15 protein-coding genes and 1 pseudogene are annotated in these 17078 nt (G+C 45.1%); 14 read left to right on the forward strand and 2 right to left on the reverse strand.

Going from position 1 to position 17078, the window contains the following annotated elements; all coding sequences use genetic code 11:
* Positions 1-56: 56 nt before the first annotated feature.
* The 4 genes and pseudogenes from JCM15124_RS00240 to JCM15124_RS00255 all read left to right on the forward strand — a co-directional run bounded on the left by JCM15124_RS00240 (position 57) and on the right by JCM15124_RS00255 (position 4603).
* The gene (locus tag JCM15124_RS00240; RefSeq protein WP_024997811.1) at positions 57-824 is read left to right on the forward strand and encodes an isoprenyl transferase; all 768 of its coding nucleotides are present in this window, start codon (positions 57-59) and stop codon (positions 822-824) included.
* Positions 817-3434, forward strand: a pseudogene (locus JCM15124_RS12610) (BamA/OMP85 family outer membrane protein). Before JCM15124_RS00240 ends, JCM15124_RS12610 begins: the two are co-directional and overlap by 8 nt.
* A 62-nt stretch (positions 3435-3496) precedes the next feature.
* Positions 3497-4015 (forward strand): OmpH/Skp family outer membrane protein, encoded by a 519-nt coding sequence (locus JCM15124_RS00250; protein WP_024997812.1) that lies wholly within the window; start codon positions 3497-3499, stop codon positions 4013-4015.
* 84 nt (positions 4016-4099) lie between these two features.
* Positions 4100-4603, forward strand: coding sequence for an OmpH/Skp family outer membrane protein (locus tag JCM15124_RS00255; protein WP_024997813.1), 504 nt, complete (start codon positions 4100-4102; stop codon positions 4601-4603).
* Between the two features lie 69 nt (positions 4604-4672).
* Here the strand turns inward: JCM15124_RS00255 and JCM15124_RS15620 are convergent, their stop codons facing one another.
* Positions 4673-4912 (reverse strand): hypothetical protein, encoded by a 240-nt coding sequence (locus JCM15124_RS15620; protein WP_156930571.1) that lies wholly within the window; start codon positions 4910-4912, stop codon positions 4673-4675.
* A gap of 75 nt (positions 4913-4987) precedes the next feature.
* Here JCM15124_RS15620 and JCM15124_RS00260 point away from each other — a divergent pair, with 75 nt between their 5' ends.
* Genes JCM15124_RS00260 through JCM15124_RS15625 form a run of 3 tightly spaced genes read left to right on the forward strand, consistent with a single transcriptional unit; the run spans position 4988 to position 6651 of the window.
* On the forward strand, positions 4988-5494 hold the full coding sequence (locus tag JCM15124_RS00260; protein ID WP_024997814.1) for an OmpH family outer membrane protein: 507 nt from the start codon (positions 4988-4990) through the stop codon (positions 5492-5494).
* Between the two features lie 4 nt (positions 5495-5498).
* Positions 5499-6341 (forward strand): glutamate racemase, encoded by an 843-nt coding sequence (gene murI, locus JCM15124_RS00265; RefSeq protein ID WP_024997815.1) that lies wholly within the window; start codon positions 5499-5501, stop codon positions 6339-6341.
* Positions 6342-6369: 28 nt separating this feature from the next.
* Positions 6370-6651 carry a hypothetical protein gene (locus tag JCM15124_RS15625; RefSeq protein ID WP_156930573.1) on the forward strand — a complete coding sequence of 94 codons (282 nt, stop codon included), beginning with the start codon at positions 6370-6372 and terminating at the stop codon, positions 6649-6651.
* A gap of 410 nt (positions 6652-7061) precedes the next feature.
* On the opposite strand, the gene JCM15124_RS00270 is transcribed toward JCM15124_RS15625, so the two are convergent.
* Positions 7062-7541, reverse strand: coding sequence for an arginine repressor (locus tag JCM15124_RS00270; protein ID WP_024997816.1), 480 nt, complete (start codon positions 7539-7541; stop codon positions 7062-7064).
* Between the two features lie 391 nt (positions 7542-7932).
* On the opposite strand from JCM15124_RS00270, the gene JCM15124_RS00280 reads away from it, so the two are divergent.
* The 7 genes from JCM15124_RS00280 (at position 7933) to prfB (ending at position 17007) form a co-directional block, all read left to right on the forward strand.
* A complete protein-coding gene (locus tag JCM15124_RS00280; RefSeq protein WP_024997817.1) occupies positions 7933-8760 on the forward strand; it encodes an ABC transporter ATP-binding protein in 828 nt (275 codons plus the stop codon).
* 12 nt (positions 8761-8772) lie between these two features.
* Positions 8773-9507 (forward strand): GIN domain-containing protein, encoded by a 735-nt coding sequence (locus tag JCM15124_RS00285; protein WP_024997818.1) that lies wholly within the window; start codon positions 8773-8775, stop codon positions 9505-9507.
* Between the two features lie 93 nt (positions 9508-9600).
* Complete coding sequence (locus JCM15124_RS00290; RefSeq protein ID WP_232220019.1) at positions 9601-10386, forward strand: hypothetical protein; 786 nt, start codon at positions 9601-9603, stop codon at positions 10384-10386.
* A gap of 78 nt (positions 10387-10464) precedes the next feature.
* Complete coding sequence (locus JCM15124_RS00295; protein ID WP_024997820.1) at positions 10465-10827, forward strand: GntR family transcriptional regulator; 363 nt, start codon at positions 10465-10467, stop codon at positions 10825-10827.
* Between the two features lie 193 nt (positions 10828-11020).
* Positions 11021-13045 carry a M13 family metallopeptidase gene (locus JCM15124_RS00300; RefSeq protein WP_024997821.1) on the forward strand — a complete coding sequence of 675 codons (2025 nt, stop codon included), beginning with the start codon at positions 11021-11023 and terminating at the stop codon, positions 13043-13045.
* A gap of 1005 nt (positions 13046-14050) precedes the next feature.
* A complete protein-coding gene (locus JCM15124_RS00305) occupies positions 14051-15859 on the forward strand; it encodes an AMP-dependent synthetase/ligase (protein ID WP_024997822.1) in 1809 nt (602 codons plus the stop codon).
* A 29-nt stretch (positions 15860-15888) separates the two neighbouring features.
* Entirely contained in the window at positions 15889-17007 is a 1119-nt protein-coding gene (gene prfB, locus JCM15124_RS00310) for a peptide chain release factor 2 (protein ID WP_024997823.1), read from the forward strand.
* Positions 17008-17078 lie beyond the last annotated feature (71 nt).

A 17078-nucleotide genomic window follows, 5' to 3' on the forward strand; every position in this document is an offset into this window, starting at 1 on the left:
CAGTCGCCCATTAAATCGGTTATAACAAATAAGAAACAATACAATCTTCTCAAAATATGGCAGAAGAATTAGATATGAAACGCATACCGCAACACATTGCCATCATTATGGACGGCAACGGTCGTTGGGCTACAGAACGCAACAAGCCACGTTCGTATGGGCATCAAGCGGGTGTAGATACAGTGCGTCGGATAACATCGGAGTGTACCCGGTTGGGCGTAAAGTACCTTACGCTTTACACCTTTTCCACTGAGAATTGGAATCGACCGTCCGACGAGATAGCTGCACTTATGGGACTTGTACTGACTTCTCTCGAAGACGAAATCTTCATGAAGAACAATGTACGCTTCCAAGTTATTGGCGACATCGACCGCCTTCCTGCAACGGTAGCAGACAAGCTCCGCGAAACCATTGAGCATACGGCAAACAACGACACCATGACAATGGTGGTTGCCCTAAGCTATTCTGCACGTTGGGAACTTACAGAAGCCACAAAGCAGATAGCAGCAAAGGTGCAAAAAGGCGAATTAAGCATCGACGACATCGACGAAAACACCATTAGCGGCAGTCTTTGCACAAGCTTTATGCCCGACCCCGACCTACTTATCAGAACGGGAGGAGAGTTCCGCATATCCAATTATCTGCTTTGGCAGTTAGCCTATTCGGAACTATATTTCTGCGACACCTATTGGCCGGACTTCTCAGAAGCCGACTTGCACAAAGCAATAGCCGACTATCAAGGACGTCAGCGTCGCTTTGGAAAGACAGAAAAACAAGTAGAAACAGAACAAGAAAATAAAAAAGATAACGCTATAAATGAGTAATACGAAAAAACTCTTAATGCTCTTGGCTGCAATTTTCAGCTTCAGCTTGCAGATGAAAGCGCAACAGAAAATTGTAAAACCAGCCATTTCATACGCCACCAACCCACAACTGTATAAGTTGGCAGGCATTTCCGTATCGGGAGTGGAGGGTTATGAAGACTATGTTCTTGCGGGAATCTCAGGATTAACCATAGGACAAGACATCGAAATCCCCGGTACAGCCATCACAAACGCAGTAAAACGTTATTGGAAACATGGTTTATTCTCCGAAGTTTCAATTGCCGTGGATTCCTTGGTGGGCGAAAAGGCATACCTGCACATATACTTACAAACGCGTCCGCGCATTTCCAACATCAACTATCATGGGCTAAAGAAAAGCGAACGTGAAGATATGGACCAGAAGTTGGGCATTATAAAAGGTGGACAGATAACACCTAACATGATAGACCGCGCAAGAATTCTCGCAAAAAAGTATTTTGACGATAAGGGATATAAAGATGCTACCGTGCAAATACGCCAGCGCGACGATATTACGGCAAAGAATCAAGTCATTCTTGATATAGAAGTAGACAAGAAAGAAAAGAAAAAAGTTCGCCACATCATTATAGATGGCAACGAACAACTGCACGACAAGAAGATAAAAGGTTCGCTCTTTAAGAAAGGTGCTTTCGCTAAAACAAACGAAGCAGGCAAGTTATCGACCATCTTCAAGGCGAAGAAGTTCACTCCCGAACGTTGGGAGGAAGACAAAAAGCACCTTATCGAAAAGTATTACGAGCACGGTTTCCGCGATGCGACTATCTTAAAGGACAGCATTTGGAACGAAGACAACAAGCACGTAAATGTGTATGTGAAGGTAGACGAAGGCAAGAAATACTACATTCGCAACATCAACTGGGTCGGAAATACGGTTTATACCACCGATTATCTTAATTCGTTGCTCGACATGAAGAAAGGCGACGTCTACAATCAGAAGTTCCTTAACAAGCGATTAACGGAAGACGAGTCGTCGGTTGGTAACCAATATTGGGACCACGGCTACCTCTTCTACAGCTTGCAACCTACGGAAGTAAACATTGTCGGCGACTCAGTAGACCTTGAAATGCGTATCTACGAAGGTCAGCAAGCACGCATCAAGCGTGTGCGCATCAATGGTAACGACCGCATTTACGAGAATGTTGTTCGCCGCGAATTGCGCACAAAGCCGGGCGACCTCTTCTCTAAAGCTGCCTTAATGCGTACTGCTCGCGACTTGGCATCTATGGGACACTTCGACCCGGAATCGGTTAATCCGGAACCAAAAGCCAACTATGAAGATGGTACGGTGGACATTAATTGGAACTTAAAACAAAAGTCTAACGACCAAATACAACTATCCTTAGGTTGGGGACAGATGGGTGCGCTGCTGCAAATGGGCTTAAAACTGAACAACTTCTCTATTGCAAACTTGCTCAAAAAGAACAAGGAGCACAGAGGTTTCCTGCCTATTGGCGATGGCGAAACAATGTCGTTGAATGCTCAAACCAACGGTAAATACTATCAGTCTTACGGTTTGCAATACGCAACAAACTGGTTTGGAGGCAAGCGTCCTATTCAGTTTACACTTGGTGCGAACTACTCTAAGTCTACCGACGTGAACACAAGCTACTACAGCCGCAGCTATATGCAGAACTACTACAACTACATGTACGGCGTAGGAAATTACAATTACAACAACTACGAGAACTATCTCGACCCCGACAAGTACATTCAAATCTGGGGTTTCTATGCAGGTTGGGGTAAGCGACTAAGCTGGCCGGACGACTATTTCCAGCTCTCTTTGCAGCTTTCTTATCAACGCTACATCTTGAAGAACTGGCGTTACTTCCCCTTAATGTCGAACGGTACAGCCAACAACTTGAGCCTGAACATCTCGCTCAACCGTACTTCAACCGACAACCAGCTATTCCCTCGCACGGGTTCGGAGTTCACTGTATCGCTCTCTATTACACCGCCATGGTCTAAGTTCGACAATAAAGACTACAAGAACCTTGCCAACGACCGTTTCTCGGCTACTTATCAACAAGAGCAACAAGAGAAATACCGTTGGGTGGAATACCACAAATGGAAGTTCAAGGCACGCACTTTCACAGCTCTTGGCAACGGCAGCAAGTGCTTCGTGCTGATGACCCGTGTTGAATTAGGCTTGTTGGGAAGCTACAACCGCTACAAGAAAAGCCCGTTTGAAACCTTCTATATGGGTGGCGACGGTATGAGCGGATACTCTTCAAGCTATGCGCAAGAAACCATTGGTCTGCGCGGTTACGACAACGGACAGCTCACGCAGTACGGCGAAGGCTACGCTTACGACCGCATGACGCTCGAGCTCCGCTATCCGTTCCTTTTGGGCAACACCACCATCTTTGGTCTTGGGTTCGTCGAAGCAGGTAACGCGTGGACAGAAACATCGAAGTTCAACCCATTCGACATGAAACGTTCGGCAGGTTTAGGTGTCCGTATCTTCCTCCAATGGTGGGTATGATGGGTATCGACTGGGCTTACGGTTTCGACAAAGTCTTTGGAAAAAGAGGTGGAAGCCAGTTCCACTTCATCTTAGGACAAGAGTTTTAACAACTTAACAATGCCACTCCCATACGGGTGGCGTATAGAAATAACAAGAAGAGAAATTGACAATGAAAAAGTTAATCGCATTATGCTTGGTGGCTGTTTTTGCAATAACAGCCCATGCACAGAAGTTTGCACTCCTCGATATGGAGTATGTGCTTAGCAACGTCCCTGCCTACGAACGTGCCAACGAGCAGTTGAACCAAGTCAGCAAGAAGTGGCAAGCAGAGGTGGAAGCCCTCAATACGGAGGCTGCCACGATGTATAAGAACTATCAGAACGAAGTTGTGTTCCTCTCACAGGAGCAGAAAAAGAAAAAGCAAGAGGCTATCATGACAAAGGAGAAGCAAGCTGCCGACCTGAAGCGCAAATACTTTGGTCCTGAAGGCGAGCTGTTCAAAAAGCGCACCAGCCTCATCACTCCTATTCAAGACGAAATATACAACGCCGTCAAAGACATTGCCGACCAACGCGGCTACAGCCTCATTATCGACCGTTCGAGCAGTACTGCAGGCATCATCTACGGCTCGCCAAAGGTCGATATAAGCAACGAGGTGTTGCAAAAGTTAGGCTACGGCAACCAATAACCGCTATGGCTGCAAAGCCATACGACAGGAAATAGATTTATAACAAACAGACAATTACAAACATTTTAAACAATAAGAAGAAAAATGAAAAAGCTAATTTTAATGTTGATGCTCTGTGCTCCTATGAGTTTGTTTGCACAGAAGTTCGGCCATCTCGATTCTCAGGCACTCTTGCAATCATTGCCGGAGGCTACCAACGTGCAGAAAGAACTTGAAGCCAAAGGCAAGGAATACGAGAAACAGCTCACCGATATGCAAGCTGAATTGCAGCGCAAGGCAGAAGAGTACGACAAGACCAAGAGTACAATGAATGCCACAAAGCAGGCTGAAACCGAGAAGGCACTTCAGGATATGTACACCAAAATTCAGCAAACTGCACAAGACAACCAAAAGGCTTTCAACGAACAGCAACAGCAAAAGCTCGGTCCTGTACTCGACAAGGTACGCAGTGCCATCGAAACAGTGGCAAAGAATGGCGGCTATATCTACATCATGGAGAAAGCAGCCGGCCAACCTCTCTACATCAACGAGGCTATCAGCAAGGACATCACCGCTGAAGTGAAGGCACAACTTGCCAAGATGAAGTAACAAAAAACGAAACTCGGGGTGGCTCGAACAGCCATTCCCGACAATCCTAAGGGCGGGTGTCTTTCCCCGTTAGCATTTCCCAACGCTACGAAAGCGAACGGAAAGAGTAAGACCACCGCAAGAATAAACTTGTTGCGGTGGTCTTTTTAACCCCAATCGGTCATTAGCGTCCTTGACCGGTTTTGTTCGATTGCTGAGCAACTGTGCCGACGTTTCATCGGAAGCGTAGCGGGTTACGGCGAGATGTAATGGCTGCACAGATGTCGGCAAGTGCACTAAACCGGTAAGGAAGCATAACGGTAATAACAAATATAAGCAAATGCGGCTTAATGACCGATTTGGGTTTAATTTACCCTTTTACAAGGATAAAAACCATATATTATAATGAAGAAAACTTTCTTATTCCTCCTTCTTGCAGCCTTGCCGCTTATGGCGAGTGCACAAAACGCAATGAAGTTTGCCTACTTCAACTACAACGAAGTATTGAAAGCAATGCCCGAGTACGCCATGGCTACACGAAGCATTGACGAACTACGGGCAAAATACGATGCAGAAACAAAGCGTTCGGAAAACGATTTCCACGCCAAATACGAAGACTTTCTTGAAGGTCAGCGCAACTTTGCACCCTCAATACTGAAGAAACGTCAAGCCGAACTGCAGGAAATGTTAGACAAGAACATTGCCTTTAAGAAGGAAGCCGACCGCCTGATAGAACAAGCCGAGAAGCAGGCATACGCTCCCGTGCACGCCAAACTGAAAAAAGTAATTGCCAAAATGGCGCAGGAAAGCGGCTACGCCTTCATTCTCAACGCCGACAACAACGCGCTGCCATACGTGAACAATATGGTTGGCGAAGACATTACAATAGCTTTGAAAACAGCTTTACAATAAGCCTATGAACAAATTGCCTCCACAAGCAGCAGGTCCGATAGGTGTCTTCGACTCGGGATATGGCGGACTCACCATTCTGAAAGCCATTCGCGAACTGTTGCCACAATACGATTACGTTTATCTTGGCGACAATGCGCGTGCCCCGTATGGCTCTCGTTCGTTCGACGTAGTTTACCAATTCACGCGCCAAGCCGTGCTGAAACTCTTCGATATGGGCTGCCAATTGGTGATACTCGGTTGCAACACGGCATCGGCAAAAGCCCTTCGCAGCATTCAGAAAAACGACCTGCCCGACATAGACCCACGTCGTCGTGTGCTGGGAGTTATACGTCCTACTGCTGAAATTGCCGGCAAACTGACCGAAACCAAACACATCGGCATTTTGGCTACGCCGGGAACGATAAAAAGCGAAAGCTACAATATGGAGATAAACAAGCTATGGCCCGACCTGAGTGTTACGGGGGTGGCTTGTCCGCTATGGGTGCCCATCGTTGAAAACAACGAGGCGGAAGGTGCAGGTGCCGACTATTTCGTGAAGAAACGCATCGACCACATCTTGTGGTTAGACCCCGACATCGACACACTTATATTGGGTTGCACCCACTACCCCATTCTTATGCCGAAGATAAAACAATACGTTCCCGACGGCATACAAATCGTATCGCAAGGCGAATATGTTGCCGACAGTCTGAAAGACTATCTTGCCCGCCACACCGAAATGGACGAACTTTGCACGAAAGGTGGTACGGTGAGCTACTATACCACCGAGAACGCCGACAAGTTTAAAGAGACTGCACGCATTTTCTGGGCAGAAAACATGAACGTAAAGCACATAGATTTAGAGTGATAGCCGGTATTTAGCTATCACTTTTTTTATGTCGCTGAAACAGAAAACAACAAAATACAGATTTCTCCGACAGTCTTTTCAAAGAGCCGTTATTGTTGTTCCCTCATACTTAAACCCCAATCTGTCGTTAGGACGCATCTGCTTAGATTTGTTACTACCGTCATGCTTCCTTACCGCTTTCGTCCGCTTGCCGCCATCTGCGCAGCCATTCCATCTCGCCGTAGCCCGCTACGCATTCGATGAAATGTCGGCACAGCTGCTCAACAATCGAACAAAACCGGTCAAGGACGCTAACGACGATTGGGGTTAAAATACGGCAAAATCTCTTATTTGATAAGCAGGAAAAAGGCGGGAATTTTGTAAATATTTTTCGGAAGCATATCTATTTCATAACTATCTTGCTGTCAGCGTATTACAAAACCTATTGTTTTGCATTGCAAAAGCGGCTGTTTTGCACGGTAAAACCGTAGGTTTTGCATCGCAAAACCTACGCTTTCGCAACGTCAAAGTGCAGTTATCACTTTTTAACAGAATAATGTTTACAAAATCAAAGCTGTTTTCTGCCCCTTCCGAAAGCAAGAAAAACAAAATCGTTTCCCCCGATAGCCTTCTACCGGACCGCCATAAAAACAATAGAAAGAATACACAATGAACCTACTTTGTGCGTACAGCTGCGCAGGCACAAAGTAGGTTTGTTGGTTTCGGATAACCGTTTTTACACTATTCCGCAATCTCCGGAATAACATAAGAGAGCGATTTCAGCACATCTTCGTGCGAACAACCCTCCTTGAAAACAATAAAAATGGTATCGTCGCCCGCTATTGTTCCCAATACTTCGGGCAAATCGCTGTTGTCCAAGTTGTAGGCAATGGCACTGGCATAGCCCGGACGCGTCTTCATAATAGCCATCTGCCCGGAGAACTGAATGGAAAGATAGCCGCTGTGGCGAAGCATTTCCGAGGCTATTCGTGGTGTTGAAACACGTTTATACATTGAGTCGTTAGGCAGCACATAAACATATTTTCCACCCATAGAGGCAGCTTTTGCCACCTTCAACTGCTTGAGGTCGCGACTCAATGTAGCCTGTGTCAGCTTAAAGCCTTCCTTCTCCAGTGCCTTGATAACTTCTTCTTGAGAACTCAGCTCCATACTTGAGATGAGCATCTTTATCGTTTCTAATCTTTTGGTTTTTACTTTCATACTACAGAATATCTATGCGTTATCTATATGCAAAAATATTCAATATTTTCCAATTATGCAAGAGTTATTTCAAAAAAGATTACTTTTTATACATTTTTATCGCTTTGCAGCACTTTAATTCCTATTATTCTTTCAATCTCCACGAGCAGCTCCGATGCTTTTGCTGCTGTAGTCTTGTATGCTACCCGAATGAAAGCCATTGTCTGATATTGCCCTTATATATAATAAGGTGTAAAGCTACTGAGAAGTAAAAAAGAAAGAAAAATATCGCTATTTTGCAAAAAAAGTTGCTCTAAAATTTGGAGGTTATCGAATTAATACATACTTTTGCAGTGTACTACATAAGTAATACAGTATAACGAAACATGATAATTAAAACAAAAATACAACTATGATTGAAATTAAGAACTTAGTATTCAACTATCCCGGAAACAAGAGAAAGGTGTTCGACGGATTGAATTTAACGCTCAGAGAAAACCATATTTATGGTCTTTTGGGCAAGAACGGTATGGGTAAAAGCACTTTGCTTTACTTAATATCAGGTTTGTTGCGCCCGAAGAGCGGAGAGGTTAGCATCGACGGAATGGAAACAAAGAATCGCCGTCCGGAAATGCTTCGCGAGATATATGTAGTGCCAGAAGAATATAATCTTCCAAATCTCACGCTGGAGCAGTATGTGAAAATCCATCAGGACTTTTACCCTCGCTTCAGCGATGAGATTTTAAAGAAGTGTCTGCAAGACTTTGAAATGCAGTCGGACGTAAACTTCAAGCACCTGTCAATGGGTCAGAAGAAGAAGATTTATATGAGTTTTGCCGTGGCTTCTTGCTGCCAACTCCTTTTAATGGACGAACCTACAAACGGGCTTGATATTCCTTCAAAGGCACTTTTCCGCAAGGTGATAGCCGGAAACCTGCCTGCCGACTCGTCGCTCATTATCTCTACGCACCAAGTGCACGATGTTGAGCAGTTGCTCGACCATGTTTTCATTCTCAATAACTCGGAGATGATAATCAACGCATCGGTAGAAGAGATTGCAAAACAGTACGAATTTACTTACCGCAACGCCAACGAAATGGACGAAAACGTGCTTTACGCCGAACCATCGCTGCAAGGCAACGCCGTAATTGCACGCAGAAAGGCAGACAGCCCCGAAACTACAATCAACTTGGAATTGCTCTTCAATGCAGCAACATTAGGTAAACTAAACAATCAATAAGGAGGAAAAGACATGAAAAAGATATTTGGTTTTACATTCAACGTATGCCTTTCAATATTGGTTTTCGCACTGTTGTTCACATCGTGCATACGCAAGAAAAGAGATATGGGTAAGGTAATAACAAAGGAAATAAAGGTTACGCCCTTCCAAGACCTTCGGTTGTTTGGCAACTCAACGGTGAACATCATTCCCGGCGACATATTTAAAGTAGTGGTAAAAGGCAAGGAAAAGTTGGTTGCTAACGTAAGTGCAAAAGTTGAGAACGGCGTACTGACAGTATCTGATACAAGGGAACTCTTCTCTAATAACAACGAATTAAACTTCGGAAGATTTACAAGAGAAGACTTCGTTACCGACATTTACATCACAATGCCTGCCTTGCGCAACATCTACCAAGAAGGGAATTCATATATAAACATCGACAAAGCGATGCAAGGAGACAGCATAAACATCGAGACACTTGGCAACGCCAGTCTTGACATCGCAGGACTTACAGCGAAAAGTCTAAAGATGGATATTCAAGGAAATGCCGATGTAGACTTGTCACACCTAACCGTAGACCTCACGAATGTGGATGTTTTGGGCAATGCGTCAATGGATTTAATGTTCGATTTAGGCGGCGATGTGAACTTAGGAGTACAAGGCAACGGTTCGGTAACGCTCACCGGTGTAACCCGCAACAAGCCTGTTTACAGTATGCAGGGCAATGGAAGTGTAGACGACCGTACCACTCGTGCACAGAAGTAATAAAGTAAAGAACTTGTAAAACAATAGAAATAAAACTGCAATATGGAAAATTTCAATATACAACGATTTGGCAATGTTTGCTCAAGACTCGTAATGATAAGAAAACAAGAATACCTCAGAACATTCTTGGAGCTGATGTTAGTTTTCACTTTCTTAAGTGTATTTGCTTGTAACCCTTTCAAATTAGAAGCCCTTAGCAATGAAGCTTATCAGCTTGCATTCCTCAACATATCAGGTCTTTTTGGCATTATATCAGTTATATATATAGTTCTTGGTGGCTCAATGATTATCAGCGACTTGAAGACAAAGCAACAAAAGATAGACGAACTTCTATTGCCGGCTAGCAATCTTGAGAAGTTTGTAGCACGTGCAATAGGTTCTACGCTTCTTGTGGTAGTAATTTTGGTTGTTGCTTTCTTTGTAGCCGACCTCCTGCAAATGCTCATCAACATGTTGTTGCACAAGGGAACGTTTGCTTCAATGACTGTCATGGCAAAGGATACAATAATGAAAACCAGAAACTTTGATATTACACCATATATGGGAGAGAGTGGCATGTCCATATCAATGACAATGACATTACTTATCTTAACTCCCAACGCCTTCTACATCTTGGGCGGTATGCTGTTCAGAAAGTCGGCTTGGCTGAAGACCTCCTTAGCACTCGTCCTCCTTTCAATCATCGTTTTCAGCTTATTTGTTGGCTATGGTTACCTCGTTTACAAGTACACCGACTACGTGGTATATATCCCTGAATGGATATCAAACAAATGGTTTTCTTTAATTTTCAACATCGTTCAAATAGTGGTTTGCTACTATTTTGCTTACCGCATCTACTGCAGACTGCAAGCCATAAATACTCGCTGGTTGAATATTTAAACAGTTATTGCTTGTGGATAGGGCTGTTCGCAGCCCTCCACAATCTCCCCTCTCAACTTTAAAAGAAAGGATTTAATTATGAATTTCAATAATAACAAGGCTATATACGAGCAGATGGCAGACCGCCTATGCGACGAGATAATTGCCGAAAACTACAAGGCAGACGACCGAATACCCTCGGTTAGGGAATACTCCGTCATGCTGGAGGTAAACACCAACACCGCCGTAAAGGCTTACGAACTACTCGCCCGCGATGCAATAATCTACAACAAGCGAGGATTAGGCTACTTCGTGTCGCCCAACGCACGCACGCAGATACTGACGCAACGCAAAAACGAGTTTATGAACGAGATGCTGCCGGAGGTTTTCCGACAGATGAAACTGCTCCAAATCGATATAAAGGACATCGAAAAGATGTGGAACGAAACGCACACTTCGTAACATAAAACAGAATATGACGTCATTTTCTACAAAATATGACGTCATATTTGCTGAAATATGACGTCATATTTACAAAGACCACATAAACAAACAAGCATATCGTACTTTAGCATTGAAAAACTTGCTACATATAAAAAATATTTATAATATTGCACTCCAATTGAAATATCACAATAAAAATAACAAGCAAAACATGAAAAAGAGAACATTAATAGCAGCCTGCCTGCTGGCAGGAATGTCTGTAAATGCACAAAACTTCTCATCAGGTATTGACAAGAAAAACATGAACCTGAACGTGAAACCCGGCACCGACTTCTACCAATATGCAGCCGGAGGTTGGCTAAAGAGCCACCCACTGGACGCCGAACACACCAGCAACGGTGCCTTTGTAGACCTTTTCGAAGAGAACCAAAAGCGCATTCAAGAGCTTATCTTAGAATACGCAGGCAAGCCGCAACAGAAAGGCACGCTCGGACAGAAGCTCGGAAGCCTCTACAACATGATGATGGACAGCGTACGCTTGAACCGTGAAGGCTGGGCACCGCTGAAACCGACACTCGCTCGCATTGCTGCCATCAAGAACAACAAAGAATATCAGGTTGTAACAGCACAGCTCGACCGCCGTGGCGAAAACACAATGATGTTCGGAGTAGGCGTAGGTGCCGACATGCGCAACGCATCTATGAACATCGTTTCCATCGGTCAGGGAGGCTTAGGTATGGGTACTCGCGACTACTACTTGAACGACGACCCACAAACCGTAAAGGTTCGCGAAGCCTACAAAACCTATATGAAGAACCTCTTCAAGATGGTTGGCAACGACGAAGCTACGGCTGCAAAGAAGGTGGAAGCCATTATGGCAATCGAAACACGCATAGCAAAAGCCAGCTATTCGAACGTTCAGCTCCGCGACATCGACAAGAACTACCACAAGATGAGCTACAACGAACTCGTGCTGAACTTCCCCGGCATCGACTGGGGCAACGTTTTCCTCCAGACAGGCTTCCCTCCTTTCGATGCAGTAGACGTCGGTCAGCCTGAACCAATACACGAAGTAGAGAAGATACTCGCCGAAACAGCCCTCGACGACCTCAAGGCATACGCCGAAATAAAGGTTATCTCAGGTGCATCAAGCCAGCTCAGCGATGCCTTCCGTGCCGAAAGCTTCAAGTACAACAGCGTGTTGAGCGGTGCACAGCAAGACCGTCCACGTTGGAAGCGTGCAGTAGGCGCAGTGTCAGGTGTGTTCGGCGAAGCTGTCGGAAAGCTCTATGTGGAGAAGTATTTCCCCGAAAGCAGCAAGCAACGTATGATAGAACTCGTGAAGAACCTGCAAGAAGCATTGGCACAACGCATTCAGGAAGCAACATGGATGAGCGCAGAAACCAAGGCACAAGCTAAGGACAAGCTCGACAACTTCATCGTAAAGATTGGCTATCCCGACAAGTGGCGCGACTACAGCGGGCTGCAAATCGACGAGAAACTCTCGCTCTACGAAAACATGCAGAACGTTAGCGAGTTCTTCCTCCAAGACGAATTGAACAGAAAAGTGAACAAGCCGGTAGACAAAATGGAATGGGGCATGACGCCACAGACCATCAACGCCTACTACAACCCTACAACAAACGAAATCTGTTTCCCTGCAGCTATCCTCCAACCTCCGTTCTTCGACCCTGAAGCCGACGATGCTGTGAACTACGGTGGCATCGGTGCAGTAATCGGACACGAAATGAGCCACGGATTCGACGACCAAGGTTCACAGTTCGACAAGACCGGTAACCAACGCGATTGGTGGACCGCACAAGACAAGAAGAACTTCCAAGAACGTTCAAAAGTATTGGTAGACCACTTCGGAAAAGTAGAAGTTGTAAACGGAAAGAAGGTAAACGGCCAACTCACATTAGGCGAAAACATCGGCGACAACGGTGGTCTGAACGTTGCCTTCCGTGCTTTACAAAACAGCATGAAGAAGAAACCATTGAAGGTATTGGACGGTTTCACACCCGAACAACGCTTCTTCCTCTCTTGGGCACGTGTATGGGCAGGCAACGCTCGCCCCGAATACTTGGAGTACATCATTACCGTAGACCCACACTCGCCTAACATGGCACGTGTAAATGCTGCACTCCCACAAATCGACGCGTGGTACGACGCATTTAAAATCAAGAAGGGCGATAAGCTCTTTATCCCTGCAAAGAAACGCGCACAGATTTGGTAAGCAACACGAAACCCGCAGCAGCAAATCGCTGACAAGCTGCTAAGGCAACATACAAAGTCCCTACAAACAGACTCAATGCTGATTGTAGGGATTTTCTGTGCACGATAAGAACAAGCACAAATATCCATCAGAAATATCTGTTAAAATATGGAAAAGATGCTCGAAGCAAAACAAACATTTTGGCAGAATAGTTCTGTACTGACGGTATAATGACTCTGTACGGTTGGCATAATAGCTCTATACGGTTGGTAGAATGGCTCTGTACGGTTGGTAGAATGGTACTGTAATATTGGTAGAAAAGCTCTGTACTAACGGCACCATCTAATAAAACAGTGAGATATTTTCCGTTTAATATTGTAAAGATAATTCTGTTAAAAAGTGATATAATCGCTTTGGCGTTGCGAAAGCGTAGGTTTTACAACGCAAAACCTACGGTTTTACCGTGCAAAACCTACGGTTTTGGAATGCAAAACAATAGGTTTTATAACACACTGGTGGATAGATGGTTACGCAACAGCTATACTTGCGAAAAATGTTTACGTTTTTATTGTCTTCTTTCCGTTCTTTTCTCGTTCCTCGAAAAGTGCATTTTCTCGCCATGACAATGCTTAAATTAATTTGGCATTGCTCATTTGGCTGAACGAAAACGTTCATAAATAACGTGGGGTCGGTGTAAGTATTTGCGGACGGAGATACTTCATTTCTTCTTGAGTATAGGCATATTAAATCATCATCAGTTCTTTCTTTAAGTATCTTAATGAATAATATACCGGCGTAACTCTTATGCCGAACGCACGTTACACCTCCACTTACCAGCCATGAAATGTATGCAATAAACGTACTTAAATTATACTATTCTTCTGTTTTATTGTTCTTTTACACCGACAAAAAGCAAAGGTTAAATCATAATAACTTCAAAATAATTTCCTTATATCATCAAAATTTACTATTTTTGCATTTATTAAAGGTGGACTAACGTTCGTGTTCACGAAAAGAAAAAGGACTATGCAGGCAAAATATCACTACGCAATACTCATACATGAGCAAGCCAAAAAATACGGCACAAAGCCGGCTATCACGTTCAGAAACTTTGGCAGTTTGACGTGGAAGTCGGTTTCTTGGAATCAGTTTTCCATGCGTGTTAAGCAAGTTTCAAACGCTTTGCTTAACTTCGGCTTAAAGCCACAAGAGAACATTGCTGTGTTTGCGCAGAACTGCATACAATATTTGTACACCGACTTCGGTGCGTATGGCGTTCGTGTTACTACAATTCCGTTCTACGCATCAAGCTCCGAACAACAGATACAATACATTATTCAAGATGCCAATGTGCGCTACATATTCGTGGGCGAGCAAGAACAATACGACAAGGCACACCGTATATTTGCGCTTTGTCCGTCGTTGGAGCGCATCATTATATTCGACCCGAGTGTACGCATCAGCTCGCACGACCCTTACGCAATCTTCTTTGAAGACTTTCTGAAGCTCGGCGAGGGACTTCCACGACAGTCGGAAGTGGAGCAACGTTGGGCAGAAGCAAGCGACAACGATATTTGCAACATACTCTACACCAGCGGTACAACCGGCGAGAGCAAGGGTGTTATCCTCACTCACGGTATGTATAATGCAGCCATGCTTGCCAACAGCCTTTGCGTACCTGTTTCCGACAAGGACAGAGCAATGGCTTTTCTGCCCTTCGCACACGTTTTCGAGCGTGCTTTCTCTTATTTGGTATTGGCGAATGGCGGCGAAGTGATAGTGAACACGTACCCGAAAGAAATTCAAGACAGTATGCGCGAAACCAACCCAACCTGCATGGCGTCGGTGCCACGCTTCTGGGAAAAGGTGTATATTGCTGTAAAGGAAAGAATAGAAAAGTCGAGTGCCGTACAGCGAAAGATATTCGAACACGCCTTGGAAGTAGGGCGCAAGCACAACGTGGTGTATCTTGGACGCGGCAAACGTCCGCCTTTGAACTTGCAATTGGAGTATAAACTCATCAACAAAACGATATTGAGCCTTGTCCGCAAGCAGTTGGGACTTATCAATCCGAACTTCTTTCCAACGGCAGGCGCATACGTTTCGCCGGAAGTAGAGGTGTTTGTGCATAGCATCGGACTTGATATGCTCGTGGGATACGGACTCACCGAGAGCCTTGCAACCGTAAGTTGCGACCACCGCGGCAAAGCCTTTACAGTGGGTTCGGTGGGCATTCCTATCGAGGGATTGCAAGTAAAAATCGGCGAAAACGACGAAATCTTGCTCAAGGGTCCCACAATTACACCGGGATACTACCGCCGTGAGCATATAAACGAAACGGCTTTCACCAAAGACGGCTTCTTCCGCACAGGCGATTCGGGCTACCTTAAAGACGGCGAACTGTATTTGAAGGAACGCATAAAAGACCTTTTCAAGACATCGAACGGCAAGTATATCGCGCCACAAATGATAGAAGGAATGCTCTTGGTAGACAAATTCATCGACCAAGTAGCCGTCATTGCCGACCAACGCAAATATGTTTCTGCGCTCATCGTGCCCGAATTCAGGGTCTTGGAGGAATGGGCGAGGGAGTACAACATAGCCTACGACAGCCGAGAGTCGCTTTGCAGCAACCACAAAGTAAACAAAATGATGAAAGAACGCATAGCAACCCTGTTGCAGTTGCTTGCCCCTTACGAGCAGATAAAGCAGTTCACGCTGTTGCCACACCACTTTTCGGCAGAGAATGGCGAACTTACAAACACGCTGAAACTGCGACGCCCGATAGTTTATAAGAACTATAAGGACGTTATCGAGCGCATGTACGAGGAATAAGAAACACTATCTAAAGACGAAAAAAGAAAGTGATTACAGCAGAACAACTGAAAGATGTGGTGGCACGTGTAGATGCTTTGCACCACTATTTGGGCATAGATAAGAAGAAAATAGAGTTCGAAGAGGAGCAGCTGCGCACGCAAGCACCCGACTTTTGGGAAGATGCCGACCGTGCAAGAGAGCAGATGAAGAAGGTGAAAGGCATAGAAAAGTGGCTGAAAGGCTACGACAACGTGCGCTCACAAGCCGAAGAATTGCAGCTTGCCTTCGATTTCTATAAGGACGAACTCGTTACCGAAGAAGAGGTAGACAGTGCCTATGCGAAAGTAATAGCCGACATCGAGAGTCTGGAACTTATGAATATGCTCCGCCAAGAGGAAGACCCTATGGAGTGTGTGATGAAGATTAACTCCGGCGCAGGGGGCACGGAGAGTCAAGATTGGGCTTCTATGCTGATGCGTATGTATATGCGCTACGGCGAAGCACATGGGCACAAAGTAACCATTTCCGATATTCAAGACGGCGACGAAGCGGGCATAAAGAGCGTAACGATGAAGTTTGAAGGCGGAGAATATGCTTACGGATTTCTTAAAAGCGAAAACGGCGTACACCGTTTGGTGCGTGTCAGCCCTTTCAACGCACAGGGAAAGCGCATGACAAGCTTTGCCAGCGTGTTTGTTTCGCCGCTCATCGACGACTCCATCGAAGTGTATGTAGACCCCGCACGAGTAAGTTGGGACACCTTTCGTTCGGGTGGTGCCGGCGGACAGAACGTGAACAAGGTGGAATCGGGTGTGCGTCTGCGCTATCAATACGAAGACCCCGACACGGGAGAACAAGAGGAAATACTCATAGAAAATACAGAAACGCGCGACCAACCCAAGAACCGGGCAAAGGCAATGCAGCTCTTGAAGTCGCAATTGTACGACCGTGCAATGAAGAAACGTATGGAGGCACAAGCCAAGGTTGAGGCTTCAAAGAAGAAAATAGAATGGGGAAGCCAGATAAGAAGCTATGTTTTCGACGACCGACGTGTGAAAGACCACCGCACAAACTATCAGACTTCTGATGTAGACGGTGTGATGGACGGCAACATAGACGCCTTTATAAAAGCCTACTTAATGGAGTTTCCGACCGAAGAAGAATAAAAAAGGTGGAGCTGAAAAGCCGATTTTCACCTTATTATATATAGTAACCTGCGAGAAGGAATAAAACTTCT

The organism is Prevotella falsenii DSM 22864 = JCM 15124, assembly GCF_000613945.1.
Taxonomy (GTDB): Bacteria; Bacteroidota; Bacteroidia; order Bacteroidales; family Bacteroidaceae; genus Prevotella; species Prevotella falsenii.